Source organism: Micromonospora sp. NPDC005553 (assembly GCF_042871765.1).
In the GTDB taxonomy this organism is placed as follows: Bacteria; Actinomycetota; Actinomycetes; order Mycobacteriales; family Micromonosporaceae; genus Micromonospora.
Map to the genome: position 1 here is coordinate 40745 of NZ_JBIAJD010000013.1, position 26485 is coordinate 67229.

Consider the following 26485-nt stretch of genomic DNA (forward strand, 5'->3'; position numbering starts at 1 on the left):
GACCGCCCAGTGCCCAAGCGCGTCGACCATGAACAGCGGCGTCGGCAGATCGGCGACGCGCTGCTGCGGATCGCCAGCAGCCGGGGACTGCAGTCCGCCAGCATGCGGGAGGTGGCCGCCGAGGCCGGGGTGTCGCTACGGCTGGTGCAGTACTACTTCCACACCAAGGACGAGCTGCTGATGACCGCGCTGGGCTATCTCGGCGAACAGCTGACCGCCCGCGTCGAGGCACGGATTCGGGCACTCGGCCCGGTCACCCCGCGCACCGTCGTCGTCGGCACCCTCTCCGCCGTCCTCCCGACGGACCCCGAGGGCCACCAGCTCACCAGGGCCTACACCGGCTACTACGCGCTGGTGTTCACCGAGCCGGACCTCGCCGAACGGCACGGCACCACGTACCCCGACAAGCTCGAACGGCTGCTCGCCGGACAACTCCGGCAAGCCCAGCAGGACGGTGACGTCGACCCGGAGCTGAACTGTGACGCGGTCGCCGCCGGGCTACTGGCGCTGACGAACGGGCTGGGCTCCAGCGTGCTCGGCGGTCAACGCGACGGCGCGAGCGCGCTGGCGATCCTGACCTACCACCTCGACCGACTGTTCACACCGCGAGCGCGGACAGGCTGATCTCGCCGGTCGCCACCAGGACGGCGGGGCCGGAGAGCCAGCAGGAGGTTTCGGTGACGGTCACCGTCAGGCGACCGCCGGGGACGTCGACGGCGACCACGCCGGTGTCCAGGCCGGCGTCGCGCAGTGCCACCGCGCCCACCGCGCAGGCACCGGTCCCGCAGGACAGGGTCTCGGCGCTGCCGCGCTCGTACACCCGCATCAGGCTGTGCTCGTCGGTGCCGTCGACCGGGTCGCCCGCCACGATGAACTCGACGTTCACCCCGCTCGGGAAGACCGCCTGGTCGAACCCGGGCGCGACGGTCAGGTCCAGCGCCGACAGCTCCACGCCGGCCGGCAGGACGCAGACCAGGTGCGGGTTGCCGACGTCCACCACCGCACCGGTCAGGGTCAGCCCGCCGAGGGTGGCGGCAGAACTGTCGTACACCTGGGGTCGACGCATCTCGACGGACACGGCGTCGCCCTCGACCAGCGCGCGAACGACGCCGGCCCGGGTTGCCACCGGCAACGCCGCGCCGGCGGGCGTGGCCAACCCGCTGTCGAGCAGGTAGCGCACGAAGACCCGAGCGCCGTTGCCGCACATCTCGGCGAACGAGCCGTCAGCGTTCCAGTAGTCCATGAACCACTCGGCCTCGCCGGCCAGACCCGCGCCGTCCGGATGCTTGGCCGCGCGGACCACCCGCAGGACGCCGTCCGCGCCGATGCCCCGACGCCTGTCGCAGAGCGCCGCGACCAGCTCCGGGGTCAGGTCGAGCTGACCGTCCGGGTCGGGAAGGAGGACGAAGTCGTTGCCGGTGCCGTGGCCCTTGGTGAACTCCACGCCCCCATCATCGCGCAGCGGCCGGCACCAGACGCAGGGCGGCCCCGATCAGGTCTGGTTCCGTCGAGTCCAGCCAGTGGATCCGCGGGTCGCGGCGGAACCAGGACCGCTGCCGGCGGACGAACCGCCGGGTCGCCCGGACCGTCTCGTCGTGCGCCTGCGCCTCGGTCAGCTCACCGGCGAGCAGGCGCAGCACCTGCTGGTAGCCGAGCGCCCGACTCGCCGTCCGCCCCTCGGGCAGCCCGCGTCCGACCAGTTCCCGGGTCTCCGGCACCAGGCCGTCGGCCCACATCCGGTCCACCCGCAGCGCGATCCGCTCGTCCAGCAGACCGGTGTCCAGGTCGACGCCGAGCTGCACCGACGGGTAGTACGGCGTGGGCTGCGGCAACGAGGCGGCGAACGGCGCGCCGGTCAGCTCGATCACCTCCAGGGCCCGGACGATCCGCCGGCCGTTGGCCGGCAGGATGCTCTCGGCGGCGACCGGGTCGGCGGCGCGCAGCCGCGCGTACAGCGGGGCCGGGCCGCCCTCGGCCAACTCCCGTTCCAGCCGCTCCCGCAGCGCCGCGTCCGTGCCGGGGAACTCGAAGCGCTCCAGCACCGCCCGCACGTACAGCCCGGAGCCACCGACCAGCAGCGGCACCCGCCCCCGCGACAGGATGTCGTCCACCGCCGCGCGGGCCAGCCGCTGGTACTCCGCGACGCTCGCCGCCTCGGTGACCTCCCAGACATCCAGCAGGTGATGCGGCACCCCGTCCCGCTCGGCGAGGGTCAGCTTCGCCGTACCAATGTCCATGCCCCGGTAGAGCTGCATCGAGTCGGCGTTGACCACCTCCCCGTTCAGCGCATGCGCCAACGCGATGCTCAGCGCGGACTTACCGGCCGCGGTCGGGCCGACCACGGCGACGACCAGGCCTGTCACGCCCGCTCCCAGGACGCCACGAAGTACGCCACCCCGTAGGGAGCGGAGTCGTGCAGCAACTCGCCGCGCCACCCACCACCGGCCGCGCGGGCCGCGCCCGCGAGCACCTGCCAGGGGGCGCGACCGGCGGCCTTCAGCTCCGTCGACACCACCGGGTCGAGGTCGAGCAGGGCGTCCAGGTCCGCGTCGGCCAGCGCTTCGGCAACCCTCTGGTCGTACGGGAGGGCACGCGCGTCGTCGTACCCGGGTGCTTTCTCCCCGCGGCAGGCCGACCCGTCCCCGAGCACCAGCGACGCCACCCGGTCACCGGCGGCACCGACCTCGTCGGCGAGCGCGGCCAGCTCGGCCGGGCCGGCGTCGGCGGCCACCTGCACGGCCGTCACCGGCGGTCGGGTTTCGTGCCGGGCCAGCAACCACGCACCGATGGTCAGGCTCAACGGCAGCACCGCGCCCCGGTCCGGTTGGCCCGCCACCATCGGCACGTCCAGGTCGACACCCCACGGCTGGAGGGAACCGGTCGCCGGGGTGCGGATCGGGCCGGTCACCGGGCCGGTGCCCACCAGGACCACAATGTCCGGATCGGTGGTCAACAGCCGGCGTACGGCGGTGTCACAGGCCGCCCGCAGATCGTCCAACTCCGGGGCTGCGGAGCCGGCCACCTCGGGCACGAGCAGGGGCGGATGCGGGCAGACGGCGGCGGCGACCAGTGGCACCCGTCCACCGTAGCGGGAATCCCCGGTGCGTCTCCGCGCCGATCCGGTCATTCGGCCCCTAGGACACCGTATGGTCACGGTCGGCGATAGGCGCTCGACGCGGACCGGGTCGGACCTGTGACAATGCCGGAAGTAACTTGGCTGCGCCGTGGCGGCGGCGGGGGATCGATCCCTCGACGCCGGGAGAACGAGGATGGGCACATGAGCGACTGGACTGCCTTCGGACGGGTGGACGCGGACGGCACCGTGTACGTCAAGACCACCGAGGGAGAGCGGGTGGTCGGATCCTGGCAGGCGGGAGCACCGGAGGAGGGCCTGGCACACTTCGCACGACGCTTCGCCGACCTGGTGACCGAGGTGGACCTGACCGAGGCGCGGCTCAAGTCGGGTGCGGCGGACGCCGGGCACTCGTTGAGCACGATCCGGCGGATCCGGACCACGCTGCCCGAGGCCAACGTGGTCGGCGACATCGACGCGCTGGCCACCCGCCTGGACAAGCTGGCGACCCTCGCCGAGGAGAAGGCCGGCGAAGCGCGCGCCGCCCGGGACGCCGCCCGCGGCGAGGCCCTGGCCCGCAAGACCGCGCTGGTCGAGGAAGCCGAAAAGCTGGCCGCCGAATCCACCGGGTGGAAGACCGCCGGCGACCGGCTCAAGGAGATCCTCGACGAGTGGAAGACCATCCGCGGGGTCGACAAGAAGGCCGACGGTGAGCTGTGGAAGCGGTTCGCCGCCGCCCGGGACGGCTTCACCCGCCGCCGCGGCGCCCACTTCGCCTCCCTCGACTCGCAGCGCAAGCAGGCCCAGACCGCCAAGGAAGAGTTGGTCGCCGAAGCGGAGAAGCTCGCGGACTCCACCGACTGGGCCGCCACCGCCAACCAGCTCAAGGACCTGATGACCCAGTGGAAGGCCGCCCCGCGCGCCTCCAAGGAGGCCGAGCAGAAGCTCTGGGAACGGTTCCGGGGTGCGCAGGACGCCTTCTTCAGCCGGCGTAGCGAGGTCTTCTCCGCACGGGACAACGAGCAGCGCGGCAACCTGGAGCGCAAGCAGGCCCTGCTCGCCGAGGCCGAGGCGTTGGACATCGACGCCGACCCGAAGGGCGCCCAGGCCAAGCTGCGGGAGATCCAGGCCCAGTGGCACGAGGCCGGCCGTGTGCCCCGCGAAGCGGCCGCCGGGCTGGAGCGTCGACTGCGCGTCATCGACGACAAGGTCCGTGACGTGATGGACTCGGCGTGGCGCCGCACCACCAAGGAGGACAACCCGCTGCTCGCCCAGATGCGGGCGCAGGTCGCGGAAGCCGAGGACCGGCTGGCCCGGGCGCAGAGCGCCGGGGACGCACGCCGGATCAAGGAGGCCGAGCAGGCCCTCGCCTCCAAGCGGCAGTTCCTCCAACTCGCCGAGCAGGCCGGCTGAGCTGACGACGTCCGGAGCCCCCGGTTCCCTTGATGGGACCGGGGGCTCCCGCGTGTCCGGCCTCCGGTATGCGCGCGAGACAGGCCCCGCGTTCCGCGCTCCGAACCCCCGCTCACCCGGGCCCGCGTCGCCGCTACCGCGTCAAGATGCGCGCAGTTTCCCGGATGTTGCTGCCTCGGACAGGCCGGAGACAGCAACATCCCTGATGTTGACGCATTGACGTGGGCTGATCAGAATGAGCGACGGAGCCAGGTAGGGCCACCGGCGCGAGGGCGACGAAGGCGGAGCATCCGCCGTCGAGGGTCGCCGGTGAGCTTCCGCGAGTGACCACGTCCGCGTGACATGGTCCGTCGCGTGCTGTCCGCGTACCCCTGAGGGACCGTGACGTGCGGACGGCCGCCCGCCGGCGTCGTTTCTGGACGGCGCCGGATCTCCGAAGTGGAGCTTGAATTGTTCCGTCCCAAGGCTCTCGGCGGCGCGCTCACCGCGCTCGTCACCGTCGCGGCTGGCGTCTTCCTCGCCACCGCTGTCAGCACCAGCCCGGCCGTCGCCGCCGGCACCGGTACGGGTTATCTGCATACCAGTGGCAACCAGATCGTGGACAGCACCGGTGCGACGGTCCGGTTGACCGGCATCAACTGGTTCGGCATGGAGACCGACAACAAGACCTTCCACGGGCTGTGGTCGAACAACCCGTGGCGGGGGCAGCTCGACACGATGGCCCGGTTGGGTTACAACACGTTGCGGGTGCCGTACTCGAACGACGCCCTGAAGCCGGGTGCGACCGCCAGTGGGATCAACGACTTCGTCAACCCGGACCTGATCGGGCTGTCGCCGTTGCAGATCCTGGACAAGGTGATCAACTACGCCGGCAGCAAGGGCATGCGCATCATTCTGGACCGGCACCGGCCGACGGCGGCCGGGCAGTCACCACTCTGGTACACGTCGACTGTTTCCGAGGCAACCTGGATCAACGACTGGAAGATGCTCGCTCAGCGGTACGCGGGCAACCCGACGGTGATCGGTGCCGACCTGCACAACGAGCCGCACGCGGAGGGCACCAACCCGGCGGCCACCGGCGCGTGCTGGGGCTGTGGCGACACCACCCGGGACTGGCGGCTCGCCGCCGAGCGGGCCGGGAACGCCATCCTCGGCGTCCAGCCCAACTGGTTGATCTTCGTGGAGGGGGTGAGCTGCCCGAGTGGTGGCCTCTCCAACGTCTGGGACGGCGACACCAGCAACGACGAGGACTGCGGTTGGTGGGGTGGCAACCTGTCGAAAGCGGGTCAGTTCCCGGTCCGGCTGAGTGTGGCGAACCGGTTGGTCTACTCGCCGCACGAGTACGCCACCTCGGTGTACCGGCAGACCTGGTTCGATGCCCCGGACTACCCGGCGAACATGCCGGCCATCTGGGACAAGTACTTCGGTTACCTCTACAAGCAGAACATCGCCCCGATCATGATGGGCGAGTTCGGCAGCACCCTGGTCGACCCGAAGGACAAGGTGTGGCTGGAGAAGTTGATGGCGTACACCGGGACCGGGGTGACCGGGATGTCCTTCACCTACTGGTCGTGGAACCCCAACTCGGGTGACACCGGCGGTATCGCGTTGGACGACTGGACCAATGTCAACACCGTCAAGCAGGCGATCCTCCAGCCGTACCTGATCGCGCCGTCCGGTGGTGGCACCAGCGGGCCGCCGACCGGCGGGCCGACGGACCCGCCGACCGGCGCCTGCACGGCCACCTACCGGCAGGTCAACGCCTGGCAGGGCGGCTTCCAGGGCGAGTTGACGGTGAAGAACACCGGCTCGGGCGCGGTGAACCCGTGGTCGGTCACCTGGAGTTGGCCGTCCGGGGTGACGTTGGGCAGCGGTTGGAACGCCACTGTCACGCAGTCCGGTACGACGGTGACCGCGGCGGCTCCGAGCCACGCTCCGTCCCTGCCGGCAGGCGGGTCGGTCACGGTGGGCTTCACCGCCAACGGCACGGCGAGCGCGCCGGGCACTGTGAAACTCAACGGCACCGCCTGCTGATCCACCAGGACGGCCGGTGCGCCACTGCCGGGGCGGCCGGTGCGCTGCTTGCCGGGACGGCCGGTGCATTGCTGCCGGGACGGCCGGTGTGCAGCGCATCGGCCGTCCCGGCCATTTACATTCAGATTCTTCTATGTTTTCATCGGGAAAGCGCTTGCCTCTTCGTTGGTGGGTGCGAGCGCGGGAGCCGCTCTCCTTCACGAACCTGCACCGGCGGGCCCGAGGACCACAGGTCCCGGCCGAGATTCGCCGCCCACGGGCATGGGCGTCGCGACACCTCCGTCCGCCTCACCGAAAGGAAGCAGCATGCGCACAGGACGGCGTCGAATGACGCTGATCGCCACCACTGCCGCAGCCACCGCCACCCTGGTCACCGCCGGGCTCCTGACCTCCGTGTCGGCCCAGGCGGCCGCCGGCTGCCAGGTGGCCTACTCGGTCGCCAGCCAGTGGCCGGGCGGATTCACCGGCAACGTCACAGTCACCAACCTCGGCGACCCGGTCTCCGGGTGGACGCTGCGCTGGTCGTACGGGGCCGGTCAGCAGACCAGCCAGGCGTGGGGCGCCACAGTCACGCAGAGCGGCAGCCAGGTCTCCGCGACGAACGTCGACTACAACGGCAACCTGGCGACGAACGCCAGCGCCTCGTTCGGCTTCAACGCGAGTTGGAACAACTCCAGCAACCCGGCTCCGAGCAGCTTCAGCCTGAACAACGTCGCCTGCACCGGCAGCACCACACCGACCACCCCACCGCCGACCACCCCGCCACCGTCGACCACTCCCCCGCCCGGCCAGCAGCCGTCGGCGCTGGTCGGCTGGGCCACCCAGAACGGCGGCACCACTGGTGGCGGCAACGCCGCCACGACCACCGTCAGCAACGCCTCGGGCCTCACCAGCGCGCTGAACGCCACAGGCGCCGCCGTCATCCGGGTGACCGGGACGATCACCTGCTCGGGGATGCTGCGGGTCCGGTCCAACAAGACCATCATCGGCAACTACGGGGCGACGATCGTCGGCTGCGGGCTCAACATCAGCGGTGACCGCAACGTGATCATTCGCAACCTGACCTTCCGCAACTGGAACGACGACGCGATAAACGTGCAGGAGTCGGCCACCAACATCTGGATCGACCACAACAGCTTCAGCAACGGGTACGACGGCGCCGTCGACATCAAGCGCGGCTCGGACTTCGTCACCGTCTCGTGGAACCGGGTCTTCAGCCACGACAAGACCATGCTGCTCGGTCACAGCGACGACAACGCCAGCCAGGACGTCGGCCACCTGCGGGTGAGCTACCACCACAACTGGTTCGACGGCAGCAACCAGCGCAACCCCCGGGTCCGCTTCGGCAACCCGGTGCACGTCTACAACAACTACTACCGGGCCAACGGCGGCTACGGCGTGGCGTCCACCGAGAACGCCGGCGTGCTCGTCGAGGGCAACTACTTCGAGAACGTCGACGACCCGTACCACCTCGGCGAGGGGGACTCGGGGCCCGGCAGCCTGGTCGCCCGCAACAACCACTTCGTCAACTCGCCCACCGGCCAGACCGGCGGCAGCGTCGCCAGCATCCCGTACTCGTACCAGCTGGACACCGCGAGCAACGTCAAGTCCATCGTGACGGCCGGCGCCGGCGCCGGCAAGATCACCGTCTGACCACGGAGGGGCCCCTCGTCCAGGGGCCCCTTCCGCGTGGTCAGTGGGTGGCGCAGCCAGCGGCGGGGGCAGCCACGACCGGCGGTGCGCCGATCGTCGGCAGACCGAGCAACACCCCAGGGGTACGCGGGGAGCGCCCCGCCTCGGCCGCGTCGCCGGCCCGGGTGCGACGGTGCGCCACCGGCGCGCCGTCGGCGTTCAGGTGGTGCGGCGCGGCGTACGTGACAGTGGTGTGCACGATGTCGCCCGGCCGGATCTGACCGGCCAGGGACTCCCCGTCGGCGGTCTCGGTCGCGAAGTGCACAAGTCGACCGTCGCGGGCCCGACCGGACATCCGGCCGGTCCGCTCGTCCTTGCGGCCCTCGCCGACCGCGACCAGCACCTCGACGGTCTCACCGACGAGGCGCTTGTTCTCCGCCCAGGTGATCTCCTCGACGCAGGCGATCAACCGCTCGTAACGCTCCTGCACCACCTGCTTGGGTAGCTGGTCGTCCATTGTCGCGGCGGGGGTGCCGGGCCGCTTCGAGTACTGGAAGGTGAAGGCCGAGGAGAACCGGGCCTCCCGGACCACGTCCAGGGTGCGCTGGAAGTCGGCCTCGGTCTCACCGGGGAAACCGACGATGATGTCGGTGGTGATCGCCGCGCCCGGCATCGCCGCGCGGACCTTCTCGATGATCCCCAGGTAGCGCTCGGAGCGGTAGGACCGGCGCATCGCCCGGAGCACGTCGTCGGAGCCGGACTGCAACGGCATGTGCAGCGAGTGGCAGACGTTCGGCGTCTCGGCCATCGCGGCGATCACGTCGTCGGTGAAGTCCTTCGGGTGCGGGCTGGTGAACCGCACCCGCTCCAACCCGTCGATGTCGCCGCAGGCCCGCAGCAGCTTGCCGAACGCGTACCGGTCGCCGAACTCCACGCCGTACGAGTTGACGTTCTGCCCGAGCAGGGTCACCTCCAGCACGCCCTCGTCGACAAGGGCGCGCACCTCGGAGAGGATGTCGCCGGGACGCCGGTCCTTCTCCTTGCCGCGCAGCGCCGGCACGATGCAGAACGTGCAGGTGTTGTTGCACCCCACCGAGATCGACACCCAGCCGGCGTACGTGGACTCGCGGCGGGTGGGCAGCGTGGACGGGAAGACGTCGAGGGACTCCAGGATCTCCACCTCGGCGGCGGCGTTGTGCCGGGCCCGCTCCAACAGCACCGGCAGCGCGCCGATGTTGTGGGTGCCGAAGACGACGTCCACCCAGGGGGCCTTGCGGACGATGTCGCCCCGATCCTTCTGGGCGAGGCAGCCGCCGACAGCGATCTGCATCCCGGGGTGCTTGTCCTTCACCGGGCGCAGACGACCGAGGTTGCCGTAGAGCCGGTTGTCCGCGTTCTCCCGCACCGCGCAGGTATTGAAGACCACGATGTCCGGGGTGTCGTCGCCAGCGGGTGCACGCTCGTATCCCGCCTGCTCGAGCAGGCCGGAGATGCGTTCGGAGTCGTGCACGTTCATCTGGCAGCCGTACGTGACGACGTTGTAGGTCCTAGCCACCCTGTTGGTGCCCCTTCCCCTCGGGCTACCAGGGTAGCGGCCCGGTCCGGTGGCACCTCCGACCGGCGTTGTCCCGTCCTGCGGCGTTGACCCGGCGGCCCATGGTGAGGGTTTACGGCGGACAGTACGCTTCGGCACAGAACGTGACCCCGGGCGATTCGGGGTCTTCGTACTCAGGGCCGCTGCGCGGCTCCGCTCAGCTGGGCAGCGCAGAACGACCCGCGGGAGGCCACACGTGACGCGACAAGATGCGGCACAACGCACCGTCATAACGCCGGACGGGCGGCACCTCGCCGTGGAGACCTCGGGCGCGCCAGACGGGCCCGTGGTCTTCCTGCTGCACGGCACCCCGGGCAGCCGCAGTGGCCCCCGACCCCGCGGCATCGTCGTCTACCACCTCGGCGTGCACCTCGTCTGCTATGACCGACCCGGGTACGGCGACTCCGACCGGCACGAGGGGCGGCGGGTGGCCGATGCCGCGGCCGACGTGGCGGCGATCGCCGACGACCTCGGCATCGAGCGGTTCGCGGTGGTGGGCCGCTCCGGTGGCGGGCCGCATGCTCTGGCCTGCGCCGCGCTCCTGCCGGACCGGGTCACCCGGGCCGCCGTACTGGTGGGGCTCGCTCCGGCCGGCGCGCCCGACCTGGACTGGTACGCCGGGATGGCCGAGACGAACATAAAGGACTACGGGCAGGCCGACGATGACCTGGCCGCGCTCACGCTCAACCTGACGGTCCGCGCGGAAGAGGGGCGGCGGGACCCGATGACGCTGCTGGACTTCCTCCGCCCCCAGTTGCCCGACGAGGACATCCGGGTGGTCGACGACGTCGCGATCCGCCGACTGCTGACCGACATGTACTCCGAGGCGCTGCGACACGGCCCCGAGGGTTGGATCGACGACGTGCTGGCGATCCGGCGTGGCTGGGGGTTCGACCTGAGCGCGATCCGCGCTGAGGTCCGGCTCTGGCACGGCGAGCAGGACCGCTTCTCCCCGGTGGAGCACTCGCACTGGCTCGCCTCGCGGATCGCGCGCGCCGAGGTGCAGGTGCAGCCCGGCTCCGCGCACTTCGGGGCGGTGGAGATCCTCCCGCAGACCCTGAACTGGCTGGCCACGCCGGCCCTTGCGACCAGCCCACGGCTCTGACCGGCCGGCCGGGACCGGCGGGTCGGCCCGACCGGCCGCCCGCCGAACGCCCCGCTCAGATGGTGTGTGGGTCGATCACCCGGACCACGAACCTCCGTTCGCGCAGGGTCTGCACGCTGGGATGTTCCAGACCGATCACCTCGGCCAGTCGGTCCGCCACGACGCCGACGTCCTCGTTGACGGGGCCTTCGCCGGCCCGCCTCGCCGTCAAGGCTAGATCGCCGAGGCAACGCAGCGTGTCGGGGTGGTCCGCACCGATCACCTTGGCCAGCCGCCCGGCGGTCTCCCGCAGCCGGTCCCGCGCCAACTCCCAGTCACCCTCCTCGGCGAGGCACACCGCCTGGTTGATCTCCGCCGCGAGCGTGTGCGGGTGATCGGCGCCGAGTACCTTGCGCAACTCGCCAGCCGCCTGGGCCGCCGACGCGAGCGCGTCCGATTTGCGGCCGAGCGCGCGTTCCGCCGCCGAGATGTTGCTCACCGTCGCCAGAACGTGCGGGTGCTCCGGGCCGAACCGGAGCAACTCCTCGAACGCTTGGCGCACGGCGGTCAACTCGATCAATGCCCGGGCCGCATCACCGACCGCCAACAGGTTCGCCGCGCGGCTCGATCGGCACGCCACCGTGTCCGGGTTGTCCGGCCCGAAGCGTTCATCGAGTTGGCGGTAGGCCGTCTCGAACATCGGTGCCGCCTCGCTCCCCCGGCCGCAGCTGCGAAGGGACACCGCCAGGTTGACCTGCGCCATTAGAGTCTGGCCGTCATCCGGCCCGAGCACCTCGCAGTACGTGTCGTACACCGCGCGTAGCAGGGTGGCCGACCTCTCGTACTCGCCAGCATCCCGAAAGTCCATGCCGAGGCGCATGGCGGAGACGAGGGTGTGGGGGTGGGTGGGGCCGAGCACCAGCCGCCGCCGCTGGTGCACCTCCTCGTCCCAGCGACGGGCAGACCGGTAGTCGCCGACCAGCCGGTACGAGACGGCGAGGTCGCTTGCCGCGCTCAACGTCCCGGGGTGGTCCTCGCCGAACACCTGGAGCCAGGAGGCGTAGGTGGATCGGCTCCGTTCCAGAGCCTCGGCGTAGTGGCCGAGCGCCCGCAGGTCATTGCCGAGGCTGCCAGCGGTCATCAGGCTGTGCGGGTGCATCGGACCCAGCAGACGGTGTTGCTCGGCCAGCACCGCCTCGTCCAGGTCCCGGGACTCGGTGAAACGGCCCAGGCTGCGCAGGATATTCGCCCGGTTGAACCGGAGGTGCAGCAGTTGGCGGCCCAGCGCCGACGGCTCGACCTCGTCGTGCGTGTCCCCGAGCCTGGCGCTCCAGATGTCGTCCACCTCCTGGCTGAACACGTCGGCCTGGTCCAGACCGCCGCGCTGCCACAGATAACGAACCCGGCCGATCAGCAGCTGACACACCGGCTCGTCGGGGCAGGTCAGCGCCTCGGAGACCTCCAGGTGCGGCCAGAGCATGCGCAGCCGAGCCCAGGTGCTCGGGTCGTCCACGTCGCCACGAGGTCGGGACGCGGCCAGCACCAGGTGCACCTGGTGTCGGGCGGCGGTGATCTCGTCGTCGGTCATCCGGTCGCGGACCACCGCCTGCAACAGCCGGTGCACCTCGACGTGACCGCCCTGGACGTCCAGTTTCAGCAGTGCCAGGCGGTTGATCTGCTGGACCAGGGCGCCGCGCACGAGCCGCTCGGAAACGGACGGGTCGAACGGCACGAGAGCAGCCGCCATCTCGTCGCTGTAGATGAGTTCGAGGGCGATCTCGGGGGCCAGCACCGAGCAGAGCTGCAGCAGCCGGTACGCGGCCGGCGCCTGTTCCAGCAGCCGGTTCAAAGACAGGTCCCAGGTCGCCTCGATGGAGAGGGCGGTGGGGCCGTGCCGTTCGATTTGCCGCAGGTAGTCGGCGACCGACGTGCCGGTGTCGGCGAGCCAGGCGCCTGCGGCGGCCACCGCGATCGGCAGGTCGCCGAGCGCCTCCGCCACCCGGTCGGCCTCGTCGGCGCTGATCGTGGGCACCCGCTGGGCGAGGTGCGCCACGCTCTCGGTGCGGTCGAAGACGTCCACCTGGATCGGGTTCGCCCGGTCACCCCAGGCGCGGTTGCGGGAGGTCAGCAGGACGTGCCCGGGGCCTCGCGGCAGGAAGGGCTCGATCTGGTCGGGCTCTTCGGCATTGTCCAGCACCACGAGCCACCGCTCGTACGGCTCACCGCGCCCGAGCACCTGCAGCACCGACCGGACCGTGTCGGACAGGCTCGGCCCGACGAGAATGCCGAGGCGGCCGGCAAGGTCGGCGAGGGCGGTGTCGACGAACTGCGGCGGGTCCGCCACGATCCACCAGACGACGTCGTACGCGGCCTTGAACCGGTGCACGTATTCCAAAGCCACCTGCGTCTTGCCGACGCCGCCCATGCCCTGCAGAGCGACCGGCAGCACCACCGCGCTACCCCCGCTCTGCAACTGCGCGCGCAGCAGCGCCAGGTCGTCCTCCCGGCCGGTGAACCGGGCGTTCCGGTTCGGAGCGTTGAAGACCAACGGCTCGGCGCCGGGGTAGCGGGCACTCCCGCCCGCCGGGCCGTCCGCCGACGACGGCATCGGCCGGCCGACCAGCCGCAACACCCGTTCCACGGCGGTCGCGGCGCTCACTTTGACGATGTTGGTGGAGCTTTGGGACGGGAACTCGGCCAGCGGACGAAGGTCGGCGACGTACACGGCGAGGGCCGTGGAGCCGGTGCTCGTGTCCCGGTCGGGCAGACCGCCGGACGGCGTCGCCACGTACGCTGGCGAGACCACTGTCAGCGTGCGCGGGGCCGGCGTCCCGGCGGATCCGACGGCGGCTGTCAGGTCCACCACCCGCAGCCCGGCGGAGCTGAGCACCCGCTCCAGCCACTCGGCCCAGATGGCGTCCTCCGGCGCGTACCGGAGCACGATCTGGCCGTCGATCGCTTCGGTGCGACGGCGGAAACGGGCCTTGCCCCGGTCCCGCACCGACTCGTCCATCACGGGTAGCGCGGTCACCGCGCCGTCGGTGAGGATCCCGGTCAACGTCTCGTACGCGGCCAACAACGACATCGGCGAGCCCGGCGGGTCACCGAACGTCGCAAGTGTCTCCTCGTACGCGTAGAACGGCCGATACGGAACCTCGACCGTCGCCCAGTAACGCCGCCGCTCCGCCTCGGTCATGCTGGCCGGCAACCCGGCGAACCGCCGCATGGCCAGCAGGCGACCCGCCTCCGCCCGCTCCTTCTCGGCCTCGTCGACCCGCATCGGCACCGGCAGGACCCGGATGTCGCGCCGCCGGTACCGGTCCCGGACCGAGCGCGCCACCAGGGCCGCGCCGTCGATGCCCTGGTCGCTGAGGGTGAAGCAGTCGACAAGGGTGTCCGGCAGGTGCAGGGTGCAGATGTCGGCGACGTCACTGAGCCCCGTCCGGCTGTCGATCAAAGTGAAGTCGTACTGGCGCTTCATGTCCGCCCGCAGCGCCTCGAAGAACTGCGCCCCACCCAGCCTGTTGTAGAAGTTGTCCCAGTCCAGCCCGCTCACCGAGACTGCGTAGTCGCTGTTCTGCCGGCCGGCGGAAAGGAAGTCGAGACCACCGTCGCCGGGAAAGCTCCAGCGCAGCGAGAACGCGTGCCGCCCGACCCGGGCGTACTGCTCCATCCAGCGGTCCGGTCGGTCGTCGACCCGGGTGGTCTCCCACTCGTAGTCACGGATCATGTCGATCACACCGCTGGTGCCCTGGATCGCCTCGGCGTCGAGGAACGGATGGAAGAAGCGGTGCAGACCGGGTGACTCGAGGTCCCAGTCGGCGACGAGCACCCGCCGGCCGCTGGCGGCCAGGATCCAGGCCACGTTGGCCAGCGCCATCGTCCGACCCGTTCCCCCCTTGAACGAGTAGAAGGTGACGACCTGGCCTTCGCGATCGTTGTTCATCGGCATGCTCCGTGGGGACGCGGCGGACCCGGTCTGGTGTCGTTGGAACTCAGAACGGGTGAGGGTCGATGATCCGTGCGACCAGGCGCCCGTCCCGCAGAGCCCGCACGCCCGGGTGGTCGGCCCCGACGACCTCGCCCAACGAGACGACCGGGGCGGCCGTCGGCGGCCGGTCGCCCACGTTCTCGCGCACGACGAGTGCCAGGTTCGCCTGGCAACGCAGGGCGTCCGGATGGCGCGACCCGGACGCGGCCAGCCAACGCTCGGCGGTTGCCCGGAGGTGGTCGAGTGCGGCGTCCCGGTCCCCCTCCTCGGCGAGGCAGATGCCGAGGTTCTCCTCAGCGGCGAGGGTGTGCGGGTGGTCCGGACCGAGCGCCTCGCGCAGGGCACCGGCCGCCCGTTCGGCCGTCGCGCGGGCCTCGGCAACCCGGCCCACGGCCCGCTGCGCCACGGCGAGGTTGCTGAACGCGCCAAGGGTGTGCGGGTGGGTGGCCCCGAGCCGCTGCTCGTAGATCCTTGCCACCTGCGTCGCCTCGGCCACCGCGCGTTCGGTCTCGCCGAATGCCAGCAGATTCGCGACCAGCGCCGCCTGGCAGATCAGCGTTTCGGGATTGTCCCGCCCGAACTTCTCCTCGAGCACCGGGTACGCCGCGTCGAGCAGTCCGGCCGCCTCCGCCAACTGGCCCGCGCTCCGCAGCGACACCGCGAGACTGACCTGAGCGTTCAGCGTGTCCCCCGCCTCGCTGCCGATCTCCTTCAGGCTGGCGAGTTGTTCGTGCACAGTGCGCAGCATCTTGGCCGAGTTGGCGTATTCACCGGCCTCCCGCAGGTCGCGTGCCAGCTGGGCGGCCGAGTGCACTGTGTACGGGTGTTCCGGGCCGAGCACCTGCCGGCGGAGCTGGAACACCGCCTCGTCCCGACTGCGGGCCGAGCGGAAGTCGCCCACCAGGCGGTAGGAGTGTGCGAGGTTGTTGGCCGCGAAGAGCGTGCGCGGATGGTATTCGCCGAACTCCTCACTCCACGCGTCGTAGGTCTCCTGATCACGCTCGATCGCGTCGGTGTAGCGGCCGAGGGCCCGCAGATCCGCACCCAGGCTGCCGGCGGTCATCAGGGTGTGCGAATGCCTGTCACCCAGCAGCGCCCGTTGCGCTTCGTGAGTCTCCTGGTCCAGGTCGTGGGCCTCGACGTAGTGGGCAAGCGCCCGCAGCACGTTCGCACGGTTGAAGCGCAGGTGCAGCAACTGCCGACGCAACGTGGCGAGTTCCTCGGTGCCGTAGAGGCGGTCCCGCCGCTTTGACCAGACCGCGTCGACCTCCTTGGCGAACGCGTTCGCCGCATCGAGTTCTCCCTGACGCCAGAGATACCGCACCCGGTCGATCATCAGCTCCCGGACCGACTCGTCCTTGCTGCCCATCGCGCCGGAGGCCTCGATGTGCGGCCAGAGCCTGCGGAACCTGTCCCAGGTACGCGGATCGTCGGCGTCACCGCCGGGCCACGCCTTGCCCAGCACCAGGTGCGCCCGGTGTCGGGTGTCGGCGATCTCGTCCGGGGTCATTCCGCCCCGGACCACCGCTTGGAGCAACCGGTGCACCAGGATCCGTTGCTCGGACATGTTCATCGTGAGGAGCGCCGACCGGTTGATCCGCTGGACCAGCCGCCCGATCATCATGGGCTCCGACACCGCGGGATCGAACGGCGCCAACGTCTTCACCATCTCGTCGTTGTAGAGCAGGCCCAGGTCTATCTCGGGGGCCAGCACCGAGCAGAGCTGCAACAGCCGGTAGGCCGCCGGGAACTGGGCGCGCAGCCGCGCCAACGAAAGATCCCAGGTGGCTTCCACGGAGAGGGCGCTGGGACCTTGCCGCTCGATCTGCTCCAGGTACGCGTCGACCGAGGTACCGGTGTCGGCCAGGTAGGCGCCGGCCGTGGCTACCGCGACCGCCAGGTCCCCGAGCGCGTCGGCGATCCGGTCCGCCTCCTGCTCGGTGAGGGTGGGCACCCGACGTTGCAGGTGGGCGACGCTCTCCTTACGGGCGAAGACGTCGACCTGGATCAGCGTGGCCCGCTCCCCCCAACCCTGGTTGCGCGAGGTGAGCAACACGTGCCCGCCGCGCGGCAGGAATCGCTTGAACGGGTCGACCTCCTCGGCGTTGTCGATCACCAACAGCCACCGCCCGGGCTCACCCCGCCCCAGCGCCTCCAGCACCGCGCGTGCGTTGTCCGCCTGGTCCGGGTTGCCACCGACGCCGAGCCGGTCGGCGAAGGCCGCCAGCGACTTCTCCACGTCGGCGCCGATCGACTCCGTCGCGCCAGCGGAAATCCACAGCACCGCGTCGTAGGCGGACTTGAACCGATGCGCGTATTCCAGGGCGAGTTCGGTCTTGCCGACCCCACCCATCCCCTGCAACGCGACCGGCACGGCAACCGGTCCGGTCAGGTGTCGGCGCAGGAGGGCCAGCTCATTCTCCCGTCCGGTGAACCGCGCGTTGCGGTTCGGGGCCTCGAAGACGGCCGGCTCGGCGGCCGGGAAACGCAGGCCGCCGTCCGCCCGGCCATCGAGGCGGAGCGGCAACGGGCCCCCCACCAGCCGAAGTAGCCGCTCGGCGGCGGTCGCCGCGGTGACGTTGGCCAGTTGGGTGGAGGAGGCCACCGCGAACTCCGCGAGTGGCCGCAGATCGCTCACGTAGACCGCGAGCGGAGTGGTGTCGACGGTCGGGTCCCGCGGAGGCAACGCGGCGGGGGGCAGGGCCACGTAGGCCGGGGAGAGAATGGTCAGCGTACGGGCCGGCAGGCGAACGCCGCTCTCGATCGGCTGGGTTCCGTCGACGACGCGAATCTGCGCCGAGCTGAGCACCCGCTCGATCCACTCCGCCCAGACCGCGTCCTCCGGTGCGTAGCGGAGCATGAGGTCGTCGCCGGGAAGCTTGTGGCGACGCCGGAAGCGGGCCTTCTCCCGCTCGCGCACCGACTCGTCCATCGGCGGCATCGCGTGCACCTCGCCGTTGGTCAACTGCGCGGTCAGCGTCTCGAACGCCGCCAGCAGCGACGTGGGCGAGCCCGGCGTGTCGCCGAAGGTCGCCAACGTCTCCTCGTACGCGTAGAAGGGCCGGTACGGCACCTCAACCGCCGCCCAGTAGCGGCGCCGATCCTCCTCCGTCATCCCGGTGGGCAGACCGGCGAAGCGGTGCATCGCGAGCGCACGCCCGGCGTCGGCTTTCTCCTTCTCCGCCTGGTCGACCCGCATCGGCACGGGAAGGATCCGAATGCCGCGGCGCGAGGGGTGCACGGCGACAGTTCTGGCGACCTGAGCGGCACCCTCGATGCCCTGGTCGCTGAGGGTGAAGCAGTCGACCAGGGTGTCCGGCAGGTGCAGGGTGCAGATGTCGGCGACGTCGCTGAGCCCCGTCCGGCTGTCGATCAGGGTGTAGTCGTACTCGCGCTTCATGTCCTCGCGGAGGGCCTCGAAGAACTGCGCACCGCCCAACCGGTGGTAGAAGGTGTCCCAGTCCAGCCCGTTCACCGAAACGGCGTAATCGCTGTTCTGCCGGCCGGCGGAGAGGAAGTTCAACCCGCCGCCGCCGGGAAACTCCCAGGCCAGCGAGAAGGCGTACCGGTTGACCCGGGCGAACTGCTCCACCCAGCCCTCCGGCCGTACCGCCTCGCGGATGGTCTCCGACTCGTAGTCCCGGATCAGGTCGACGACCCCGGCCGTGCCGCCGATCGTCGACACGTCCAGGAAGGGGTGGAAGAAGCGGTGCAGTCCGGGCGATTCCAGGTCCCAGTCGGTGACCAGCACCCGTTTGCCGTTGGCAGCGAGGATCCACGCGACGTTGGCCAGCGCCATCGTCCGGCCCGTTCCGCCCTTGAACGAGTAGAAGGTGACTATCTGACCGTCGCGCTCAGTGCTCATCGGGCATCTCCGGGGCTTCGAACGATGACGGGGCCGGGTTGCGGAGGCTGGGCGGCCGGGTAACAGGCCCCGGTGCCGGGAACACCGCGCCGTGCTTCAGGTAGAGCCGCCGGGCCTCGGTCACCACTGTTGGCATCAGCCCGGCGAACTCGTCCGTCCGCCCGACCCACCGCGCTCGCGTCGCGCCCGCGTCCTGCAGCACGCCCAGGACCAGCCGCGCCAGGTCGGCGCCGCGGTGCGCGTCGCGCGGGTCGTCGGCGTCGGTCACCACGAGCGGGACCACCCACGGCGGCAGCGCCCGCGCGGCGGCCCGCAGAGCGGGTACGCCGCCGGGAAGCTCGGTGAACCACGGGTCGATCAGGAGCGCGCCGGGGCGGATCTCGAGCAGGTCCCCGGCGTCGGCGAAGTCACTCGTGTGCACCGACAGTCCGAGCCGCTCGGCGATGCTCGCGGCGTACTCGGCCACCGGAAGCTCCTGCCGGGCCCCGAAGGGACGCCAGAGCCGGCTGCTCTCCGCGTACCAGGACGCCTCCCGCCCCTCGGGCGGCCGGTCCCGGGTGGGTGCCAGCACCGTCACCACGAAGTCCGGGTTGGCCGCGATCCGCCGCGACACATCGAGAGTGGGCGCCCGGGACGGACGCAGCCAGATGCGTTGGGTGGGCTCCACGATCCGCCGGGCCAGCCGCCCGAGCAGGATCTGGTACGGCTGCTGGTACGCGCCGAGCATGCAGAGCGCACGCATGCCGTTCTCGGCGTACTCGGGCACGTCCCGACCCAGATCCAGTGCCGCGTCGAGTTGGGGATGCTCCTCCCAGCTGGGCACCGGGATCCAGAGGACCGGCGCCACGTGGTCGGCCGGCACGACCTGGGACGCCGGCTCGCCGGCCGCGCGGAGCAGCCGGGTGAGGAAGGACTCCTGCTCGCCCAGCGCCCATGATCGGTTGAAGTAGCCCGGCGAGTAGAGCGGCACGAATACCTGGGCCGCGCCGAGTGCGTCCGCCAGGGCCGCCTTCACGTCGGCGCCCGGTGGGATGGACTGGTCGATGAAACCGATCTCCACGCCCGGTCGCGGGGACACCAGCCGACCCACCTCACCCGACAGATCCGCGAAGAACCGGTCGACCCAGACGTCGGTGTCGGTGCGGGCACCCAGCAGCGGCGCGGAATGCGCGTAACTCAGGAAGAAGTAGGTCTGGCGAGTCGGTGCCCGCCCCTCGGCGGTGAGCGGCGTCATGCGGCTGCCTCCTCGGTGAAGAGCGTGCGCAGCTCATCGATGCCCGCGGGCACCAGCGGGTGGACGTGATAGGCCCGATGGATCGCCACCACCCGCTGGGCGAGACGCCACACCACCGCGCGGTACGCCTGCTCCCGTTGCATGGTCAGCAAGCCGTAGACCCCTTCCTGCTCGTACTGGCGCGCGACGGTGTTGTCATCAGGTAACGCGGTCGGCGAGAACCGTTGGATGGCACGAATGCTCGGCGGCAGCGTCGACTCGGTGGTCGGTGACCAGTTGACGGGCACGATCGCCGTCTCGTGCGCGGAGCTGCCCGGGGCGCGTGGTTCGATCTGACGCCGCGCGAAGGCGTGCCATTCCATGGCGCACCACGTGCTGCTGATGAACGAGCTGGACACCAGCGGAATGAACACCTGGCAGGTCCCGGCGGCGCGCAACAACTCGGGGGTCCAACGCTCACCGCCGCCCAGTGAGCTGTCCATGAATCCGGGGTCGACCCCGGTCGGCAGGCCGACCAGCTCGCTGACGTGGGTGGAGAGGTCGTCGAAGAACCGCGAGAGGTATTCCTGGGGGGTGTTACCGGCGCGCCGGATCTGCGGACGTGAATAGCTCACGAAGAACAGCGGGGTTCGCGTATCAGCGACTGCTACCGCTTCGCTCACCGTCGTTCCTCCGCCGTCCGGAAAGCGACCGGAGTTTCAGCCTAAGGCGTTCGTCAATGCCGAGGACAGACCCGGTTGCCGCCTCGTCACTCTACGACGAAGGCCACTGTGGCGGGTATCGGCAGCGCGCCGCACGGGTCTTTGCCGAGCCCGAGGAATCGGACCAGACCGCTGGTGTCGTACATCTGACCAATTGGCGGCTGCTCGCCCAGGTACGAGCTCAGGTCAGGCTCTGCGGCGGTCAGCGGTGCCGCCCTCCCGGTTCACCGGCGCGCCGCCAGCCGGTGCACGTTGAACCAGTCGATCGCGAAGTCCACGGCGGCACGCACTGACAGCAGGCGTGCGCTTGCCTGCCCGATCCGACCATGCCGAACCAACGGCGTCTCGTCGAGCGCGGCACCAACCGCCGGGAAGTCCCGGTCGTCCAGGTCGAGAGCCCGGAAGTCGAGGCGGACCCGCCGCCCGTCGACAAGCCGGAAGCAGTGGTAGTCGCGCTCGGGTGGCGGCACCGGCAGCCGGTACTCGGCCAGGTGCAGTGCGGTGCACGCCCCGTAGCCGAGGCCGAGCAGCAGGATCTGCCCGTCGGCCGCGTAGAGCTCGCCCATTGGTGAGCGCTCCCCGAGGTGGCAGGTGAGGTCGTGGCCGTCGGTGAGCTGCCGGGCCTGCGGGCCGAGCGCGGCGAATGAGGTCTGCGGGTGGTCGCTGCGCACGGCACCGGGGGCACGTCGGACGTACTCGGCGAGCACCCCCATCCGCTGCGACGGGGTGGTCCGGCGGTCCCAGCCCGGTAGCGCCGCCTCGTACCGGTCGCGTTGCGCGCGGTTCATTCCGGCGACGGCCGCCAGGTGGGCCCGGGAGGTGGTCGAGTTACCGTCGGTGTGGGTGGGCACCAGGAGTGTGCCGGCCGGGCCGAGGACGTCGCGCAGCGCGCCGGCGAGGGTCGCCGGGCCGTGCTCCAGCGGACCCACCCGACGGAGGCCGCAGTGCACCAGCAGGCAGGTACCTGGGTTGACGCCCAGCGCCCGCAGGTCGTCGGCGAGGCGGAGACGGCCCAGTGTGGACGGCAGACGCTCAGCCGGCCCCGGCACGGGTTTCCTCCAAGGCGTGGCGCAGCCGGCCGACGAACCGCTCACCCGCCGCGGTGAGCGACCGGCTGGCCAGCAGCGCGTCCGCACCGTCCCGGGTCCACGCCAGGAAGTGGGCAGCGTGCGCCGACGCGTCGCCGCCGTCGGTGACCGCCCGGGACTGCCAGACCTGGGTGATGGCGAGGTGCGCGTAGACGCCCTGGAGGACGCCCTCCGGTGGCCGCGGGTCGGGGCGCCACGGCACCCGGATCTGGGCACCCTGGCCAGGTTCGACAAGGTCGTACAGATCGAGCACCGCACCCAGCTTCGCGTGCTGCCACTCGTGCACGAGCAGCACCGCCATCGTCTCCGGGTCAGGGTGGGGTGTGACGGCGACCGCGCCGAACGCGTGCCGGGCGGTGGCGCTTCGCAGTGGTCGCGCCGGGTCGGGCGCCAACGGAACGACGGCACGCAGGCCGCCGTCGAGCGCCGCCGCGTGCGCCGGCACGTCCCGGTGCACGACCCGCCAGGCTTCGGCCAGGGTACGGCCCAACGCCCGCGCCGCCGGACCGTCCAGGCGGGACTGGACCGGCTGGCCGTAGCAGTCGCGGTACGGATCACCGTCCTCGATGAGCAGCCGGCCACCGGGCACCGCCACGTCCCGGGTCGGGAACCATCCGGTCGACGGCGGCGCCAGCGGATCGAGGAGCACCGTCTGCTCGACCGACCCACCCCTGACCCGGAACTCGCCGGGTCGGACGGTCACCTCGGCACTCTCCCCCAGACCAGGCAGCACCAGGCTGCCGAGCGCGGGAAACGTGATCGTGTCGGCCCGTACCGGCACGTGCAACGCGGCCGGGACGCCGGCCCGCATCGCCGCGGCGATGGCCAGCGCCGGCAGGGGGTCGACTGCCGCGCCGAGGTCGGGCGGGGCCGACGAGTGAAGGCGACGCACCAGCCCCGGCCGGACGAAGGGGTGCGCCAGGACGGCGCGGACCGCCTCCGGCGCCGACTGGTCGAGGTGGACGAGCAGTTCCCAGGCGGGCGTGGTGCCGGATCCGTCCTGGGAGGCCGCCAGCAGCGCCCGGGTGATGGAGAGCTGGGTGGCGGCGAGCAACGCGAGCGTCGACGCCGACCCGTGCCCGGTAGCCAGGTCGTCCAGCAACTCGTCGACGGGCGAGGTGGTCGACCCGTCGGCCGGGATGGGCGGGGTGGGCGGCGGGTAGGCGTCCACAGTGTCGATCAGGCGCAGCAGGTCGGCGCAGTACACCGAGGGATTGTCGAAGCCGGAACCGGTCCGCCAGCGGTGCGCGTACAGACCACCGCCGCACCTGTCGACCACCGGGCAGGCCCGGCAGGTCGCGCAGAGCCCGGCCACGCCGTCCTGCCGTACCGCGACCCCGGGGTGCCGCGTGACCTCGTCCACCGAGTGGTCGAACACGTCGAAACCGGTGCCGGCCGCGCCGTGGTACGCGGTCTTCAGTGAGTCGGCCTGCTCCCAGGTCCCGTCCGCCTCGACGACCAGCACGTCGGCCGGGGCCACGCCGAACGCCTCGGTGCCGCCGCCACCCGGGCGCAGCGCCTCGAACATCCGGATCGACACCGGCCGTCCGTCGTCCACCCACCGCCGGTGCAGCCGCCCCAGCCAGTCCGCGTACGGGGTCGGCTCGGGGCCAGGGCGCTGCGGCGGATGGTCCCAGGTCGCGTGGGGCAGCAACAGGTCGACCCGGGGCGGGCTCTCGGCCAGCAGAGCCTCGTACACCCGGTCGGGATCGTTGCGGACGTCGATCGTGCAGAGGATGCCGGCGTAGCTGGCGCGGTGCTCCGGCCGACGGAGCAGGGCCAGCGCCCGGCGGACGTGCTCGTGGCTGCTGCCGCCGTGGGCGAAGACCCGGTGGCGGTCGTTGGCGGCCCGGTCGCCGTCGAAGGACACCCCGACCCGCACGTCGTACTCGACGAACAGCCGGCACAGCTCCTCGTCGAGCAGCACGCCGTTGGTCTGCATGCGCAGGTCGAGTCGCGTCCAGGGGGTGATCGCCGCGCGCAGTTCGGCCAGCACCTCCCGCAACCCCGCGGACCCCAGCAGCAACGGCTCACCGCCGTGCAGCACCACGTGTACGACCGGCAACTCGTGCTCGCGGGCGTGCTCGGCGATCCGCTGCGCGACGGCCCGAACCGTGGCCAGCGGCATCCGCACCGGTCGACCACGCCAGGTCTGGTCGGCGTGCTGGTAGACATAGCAGTGGTCGCAGCTGAGATCGCACCGACTGTGCACCTTCAGTACGAACTGGCTGATCCGTCGGCATGGACCGCCCACTCCGGGTGGATCGCACCGGCAGGCCATCGGTCAGATGGACGAGTTGAAGGCGGCGACGGGCACCGTGCCGGAGGGCACGGAGTCGTTGGTGACGACCCGCCTGCGCACCGCCTCGACCAGATCGGCGTGCTCCACGGCAACCCGGTCCAGTGGGGTGTGCAGGCTACGGGTGAGATCGTCCAGGCCCGGACGGGATGGGCGGGTGGGTGCGTTGTCCACAAGGATTCTCCGGGTCCCGCGGACGCGCCACGGGAGGTGTGATGGACGGCCCGAGGGCCCTGACGCGCCACCAGAATAGGCAACAGCCCCAACGATGTCATCGTTGGTCAAGTAGCGCACCAACCGAGGAGGAACTCACATGTGCCGGAGCATCAAGACGCTGCGTGAGCCGTTCACCCCGCAGGTGACCGACGCGGACGTCGAGGCGGCAGCGTTGCAGTACGTCCGGAAGATCTCTGGCTTCCGGGCGCCCGCCGCGCACAACGCCGCCGCGTTCGACGCCGCGGTGGCCGCCGTGGCCGAGGCGACGCGCGTCCTGCTCGACCAACTGGTGGTGCGGGGCACCACCGACCGGTCGGCCACCGCCGCCAGCTGATCGCCGCTGACCGGCACGGCGCCCGGCCGGGCCTGACCCTGAAGAGGGTCAGGCCGCGGCGAGCACCGGTGCGACAGTGTCGGGTGCCCAGCGCGAGCGGTGACACTGCGACCAGCCCCGACAACCCGGGTCACCCAGCGAGCAGAGCCGCAGCCTGCTGAGCACCTCACCGTCCTCGGTGTCCCGCACGTCGAAGTGCACCGGACGCACCGTGCCGTCCGGAGCGACGAGCAGGTGCCGGCCCGCGTCGAGCGTGTCGTCGCGCAACAGGCAGTTGCGGCCCAGCAATCGGGCCAGTGCGGCGATGCTCGCGTGCTCGGAGAGCTGCTCGGGCACTCCGTAGCAGTCCACCACCGTCGCGAATTCGCCCGGCGCCTGCCAGACGTCACACACCACCGCGTACGCCGGCAGCCGCGCCGGGTCGGCCACCGCCAGCGGCATCACCACCCGACCAAGCGCCTCCGCCAGCGCCGGGTAGACCTCCACGGGTTGAGCCCCGTCGATTCTCCAGTTCCACAGCTCGGTCATTCCGCCTCCTCGCTGCGTTCGTCCCCACCGGCCTCCGGATCGGGCCTTACACACGATGGTGGGGGGCATTTGACCCCAGCCGGGGGCAAGTTACCGGTCTGTGACCATTCCGGGCAAAATTTCCCTGAGCGGCATTGCTCGGAGTAGCGGGAAGGTGACAGTTTATCGGGTATCGTGCGGCATTCGCACCACCGCCACCGCGTGTCCCGCAGCGGGTCGGCCGCCCACGGTCAGCGCAGGACGACCAGGTGTTCCCCGCGGGGCAGCAGCTCGCCCACCACCGCAGCGCCGGGCACCTCGCCGGCGACCAGCAGGCCACCGGAGGTCTGCGCGTCGGCCAGCAGCAGCCGCGCCGCCTCGTCCGCCGAGCCGAAGTCGGTCCACTGGGTCACCCACTCCAGGTTGCGCCGGCTGCCGCCACTGACGAACCCGTCGCGCAGCGCCTCCCGCGCGCCGGCCAGATAGGGCACCCGGGCGGTGTCGATGGCCACCGTGACCTGGCTGGCCCGGGCCAGCTTCGAGGCGTGCCCGAGCAGCCCGAACCCGGTCACGTCGGTGCCGCACCGGATGCCGGCGGCGACCGCCGCGCGGGCGGCCTCCCGATTGAGCGCGCTCATCGTGGCCACCGCCTCCGGGAAGCTCTCCCCCGTCGCCTTGTGCCGGGTGTTCAGCACACCCACCCCGAGCGGCTTGGTCAGCGACAACGGCACCCCGGCCCGACCGGCGTCGAGAGTGATCAGCTCCTCGGGGCGAACAGTGCCGGTGACCGCGAGACCGTACTTCGGGCCGTCGTCGTCCACGCTGTGCCCGCCGGCCAGGTGACAGCCGGCCTCCCGCGCCACGTCCTGACCGCCGCGCAGCACCTCCCGGGCCAACTCCAGGGGCAGCACGTCGCGCGGCCAGCAGAGCAGGTTGAGCGCCACCAGCGGGGTGCCGCCCATCGCGTACACGTCGGAGAGCGCGTTGGCAGCGGCGATCCGACCCCAGTCGTACGCGTCGTCGACCACCGGGGTGAAGAAGTCGGCGGTGCTCACCAGGCCGGTCCGCTCGTCCAGGCGCACCACCGCCGCGTCGTCGCCGTGGTCCAACCCGACCAGCAACTCGGCGGTGCCGGTCGCCGGGCCGAGACCGGCCACCATGATCTCCAGCTCGCCCGGCGGGATCTTGCAGGCGCAGCCACCGCCGCGGGCGTACTTGGTCAACCGTACGGGTTCGGTCATCCACCCATGATCGCGACAAGGCGCCACGATCGCCACCTCGCCCACCCATCCGGTGACCAAAATCGGACGCCCGAGAACGATCGTGACCGGTGTTACCGCTCCGTGACCCGCTGGGTTGCGTTCTGCCACATCACGCCGCCTACAGTGGCCGCACCGGGGGTCAATCGACCCCGATCCGG

19 protein-coding genes are annotated in these 26485 nt (G+C 71.1%); 6 read left to right on the plus strand and 13 right to left on the minus strand.

The features are described 5' to 3' along the window. Window positions 1-9 precede the first annotated feature (9 nt). Window positions 10-624, plus strand: a complete 615-nt coding sequence (locus ACFYPG_RS32215; RefSeq protein WP_355009910.1) for a TetR/AcrR family transcriptional regulator — start codon at window positions 10-12, stop codon at window positions 622-624. On the opposite strand, the gene dapF is transcribed toward ACFYPG_RS32215, so the two are convergent. The 3 genes from dapF to ACFYPG_RS32230 are packed head-to-tail and all read right to left on the minus strand — an operon-like array spanning window position 599 to window position 3127. Beyond that, the gene (dapF, locus tag ACFYPG_RS32220) at window positions 599-1444 is read right to left on the minus strand and encodes a diaminopimelate epimerase (RefSeq protein WP_387354983.1); all 846 of its coding nucleotides are present in this window, start codon (window positions 1442-1444) and stop codon (window positions 599-601) included. The genes ACFYPG_RS32215 and dapF overlap by 26 nt on opposite strands. Before the next feature lie 7 nt (window positions 1445-1451). Beyond that, window positions 1452-2375 (minus strand): tRNA (adenosine(37)-N6)-dimethylallyltransferase MiaA, encoded by a 924-nt coding sequence (gene miaA, locus ACFYPG_RS32225; protein WP_387355004.1) that lies wholly within the window; start codon window positions 2373-2375, stop codon window positions 1452-1454. Next, window positions 2360-3127: a hypothetical protein gene (locus ACFYPG_RS32230; protein WP_355009913.1), complete on the minus strand. Its 768-nt coding sequence runs from the start codon at window positions 3125-3127 to the stop codon at window positions 2360-2362. Before ACFYPG_RS32230 ends, miaA begins: the two co-directional genes overlap by 16 nt. A 150-nt stretch (window positions 3128-3277) precedes the next feature. On the opposite strand from ACFYPG_RS32230, the gene ACFYPG_RS32235 reads away from it, so the two are divergent. The 3 genes from ACFYPG_RS32235 to ACFYPG_RS32245 all read left to right on the plus strand — a co-directional run bounded on the left by ACFYPG_RS32235 (window position 3278) and on the right by ACFYPG_RS32245 (window position 8173). Next, complete coding sequence (locus ACFYPG_RS32235) at window positions 3278-4486, plus strand: DUF349 domain-containing protein (RefSeq protein ID WP_355009914.1); 1209 nt, start codon at window positions 3278-3280, stop codon at window positions 4484-4486. 450 nt (window positions 4487-4936) lie between these two features. Continuing rightward, window positions 4937-6520: a cellulase family glycosylhydrolase gene (locus tag ACFYPG_RS32240; RefSeq protein ID WP_387355006.1), complete on the plus strand. Its 1584-nt coding sequence runs from the start codon at window positions 4937-4939 to the stop codon at window positions 6518-6520. A 306-nt stretch (window positions 6521-6826) separates the two neighbouring features. Further along, window positions 6827-8173: a cellulose binding domain-containing protein gene (locus tag ACFYPG_RS32245; protein WP_387354985.1), complete on the plus strand. Its 1347-nt coding sequence runs from the start codon at window positions 6827-6829 to the stop codon at window positions 8171-8173. A 40-nt stretch (window positions 8174-8213) separates the two neighbouring features. Here ACFYPG_RS32245 and miaB read toward each other — a convergent pair whose 3' ends face one another. Continuing rightward, window positions 8214-9707 carry a tRNA (N6-isopentenyl adenosine(37)-C2)-methylthiotransferase MiaB gene (miaB, locus tag ACFYPG_RS32250; RefSeq protein WP_387354987.1) on the minus strand — a complete coding sequence of 498 codons (1494 nt, stop codon included), beginning with the start codon at window positions 9705-9707 and terminating at the stop codon, window positions 8214-8216. 235 nt (window positions 9708-9942) lie between these two features. Between miaB and ACFYPG_RS32255 the strand changes: the two genes are divergently transcribed. Further along, a complete protein-coding gene (locus ACFYPG_RS32255; RefSeq protein WP_387354989.1) occupies window positions 9943-10851 on the plus strand; it encodes an alpha/beta fold hydrolase in 909 nt (302 codons plus the stop codon). Window positions 10852-10906: 55 nt separating this feature from the next. Here ACFYPG_RS32255 and fxsT (ACFYPG_RS32260) read toward each other — a convergent pair whose 3' ends face one another. The 7 genes from fxsT (ACFYPG_RS32260) to ACFYPG_RS32290 all read right to left on the minus strand — a co-directional run bounded on the left by fxsT (ACFYPG_RS32260) (window position 10907) and on the right by ACFYPG_RS32290 (window position 24182). Further along, a complete protein-coding gene (gene fxsT, locus ACFYPG_RS32260; RefSeq protein ID WP_387354990.1) occupies window positions 10907-14776 on the minus strand; it encodes an FxSxx-COOH system tetratricopeptide repeat protein in 3870 nt (1289 codons plus the stop codon). 49 nt (window positions 14777-14825) lie between these two features. Then, window positions 14826-18686: an FxSxx-COOH system tetratricopeptide repeat protein gene (gene fxsT / locus ACFYPG_RS32265; protein ID WP_355009918.1), complete on the minus strand. Its 3861-nt coding sequence runs from the start codon at window positions 18684-18686 to the stop codon at window positions 14826-14828. Continuing rightward, complete coding sequence (locus tag ACFYPG_RS32270; RefSeq protein ID WP_355009919.1) at window positions 18676-19920, minus strand: TIR-like protein FxsC; 1245 nt, start codon at window positions 19918-19920, stop codon at window positions 18676-18678. Before ACFYPG_RS32270 ends, fxsT (ACFYPG_RS32265) begins: the two co-directional genes overlap by 11 nt. Beyond that, complete coding sequence (locus tag ACFYPG_RS32275; protein ID WP_355009920.1) at window positions 19917-20534, minus strand: TIR-like protein FxsC; 618 nt, start codon at window positions 20532-20534, stop codon at window positions 19917-19919. The genes ACFYPG_RS32270 and ACFYPG_RS32275 overlap by 4 nt, the downstream gene beginning before the upstream one ends. 311 nt (window positions 20535-20845) lie before the next feature. Further along, window positions 20846-21670 carry an AAC(3) family N-acetyltransferase gene (locus tag ACFYPG_RS32280; protein ID WP_355009921.1) on the minus strand — a complete coding sequence of 275 codons (825 nt, stop codon included), beginning with the start codon at window positions 21668-21670 and terminating at the stop codon, window positions 20846-20848. Next, on the minus strand, window positions 21654-23990 hold the full coding sequence (locus ACFYPG_RS32285; RefSeq protein ID WP_387354991.1) for an FxsB family cyclophane-forming radical SAM/SPASM peptide maturase: 2337 nt from the start codon (window positions 23988-23990) through the stop codon (window positions 21654-21656). The genes ACFYPG_RS32280 and ACFYPG_RS32285 overlap by 17 nt, the downstream gene beginning before the upstream one ends. Before the next feature lie 3 nt (window positions 23991-23993). Beyond that, a complete protein-coding gene (locus ACFYPG_RS32290) occupies window positions 23994-24182 on the minus strand; it encodes a hypothetical protein (protein WP_355009923.1) in 189 nt (62 codons plus the stop codon). Between the two features lie 139 nt (window positions 24183-24321). Here ACFYPG_RS32290 and ACFYPG_RS32295 point away from each other — a divergent pair, with 139 nt between their 5' ends. After that, window positions 24322-24558, plus strand: coding sequence for a DUF2277 family protein (locus tag ACFYPG_RS32295; protein ID WP_355009924.1), 237 nt, complete (start codon window positions 24322-24324; stop codon window positions 24556-24558). A gap of 48 nt (window positions 24559-24606) precedes the next feature. Here the strand turns inward: ACFYPG_RS32295 and ACFYPG_RS32300 are convergent, their stop codons facing one another. Together ACFYPG_RS32300 and selD are read right to left on the minus strand one after the other, a co-directional pair. Beyond that, the gene (locus ACFYPG_RS32300; protein WP_355009925.1) at window positions 24607-25086 is read right to left on the minus strand and encodes a hypothetical protein; all 480 of its coding nucleotides are present in this window, start codon (window positions 25084-25086) and stop codon (window positions 24607-24609) included. Window positions 25087-25316: 230 nt separating this feature from the next. Continuing rightward, complete coding sequence (gene selD / locus ACFYPG_RS32305; RefSeq protein WP_387354993.1) at window positions 25317-26306, minus strand: selenide, water dikinase SelD; 990 nt, start codon at window positions 26304-26306, stop codon at window positions 25317-25319. Between the last annotated feature and the right edge of the window lie 179 nt (window positions 26307-26485).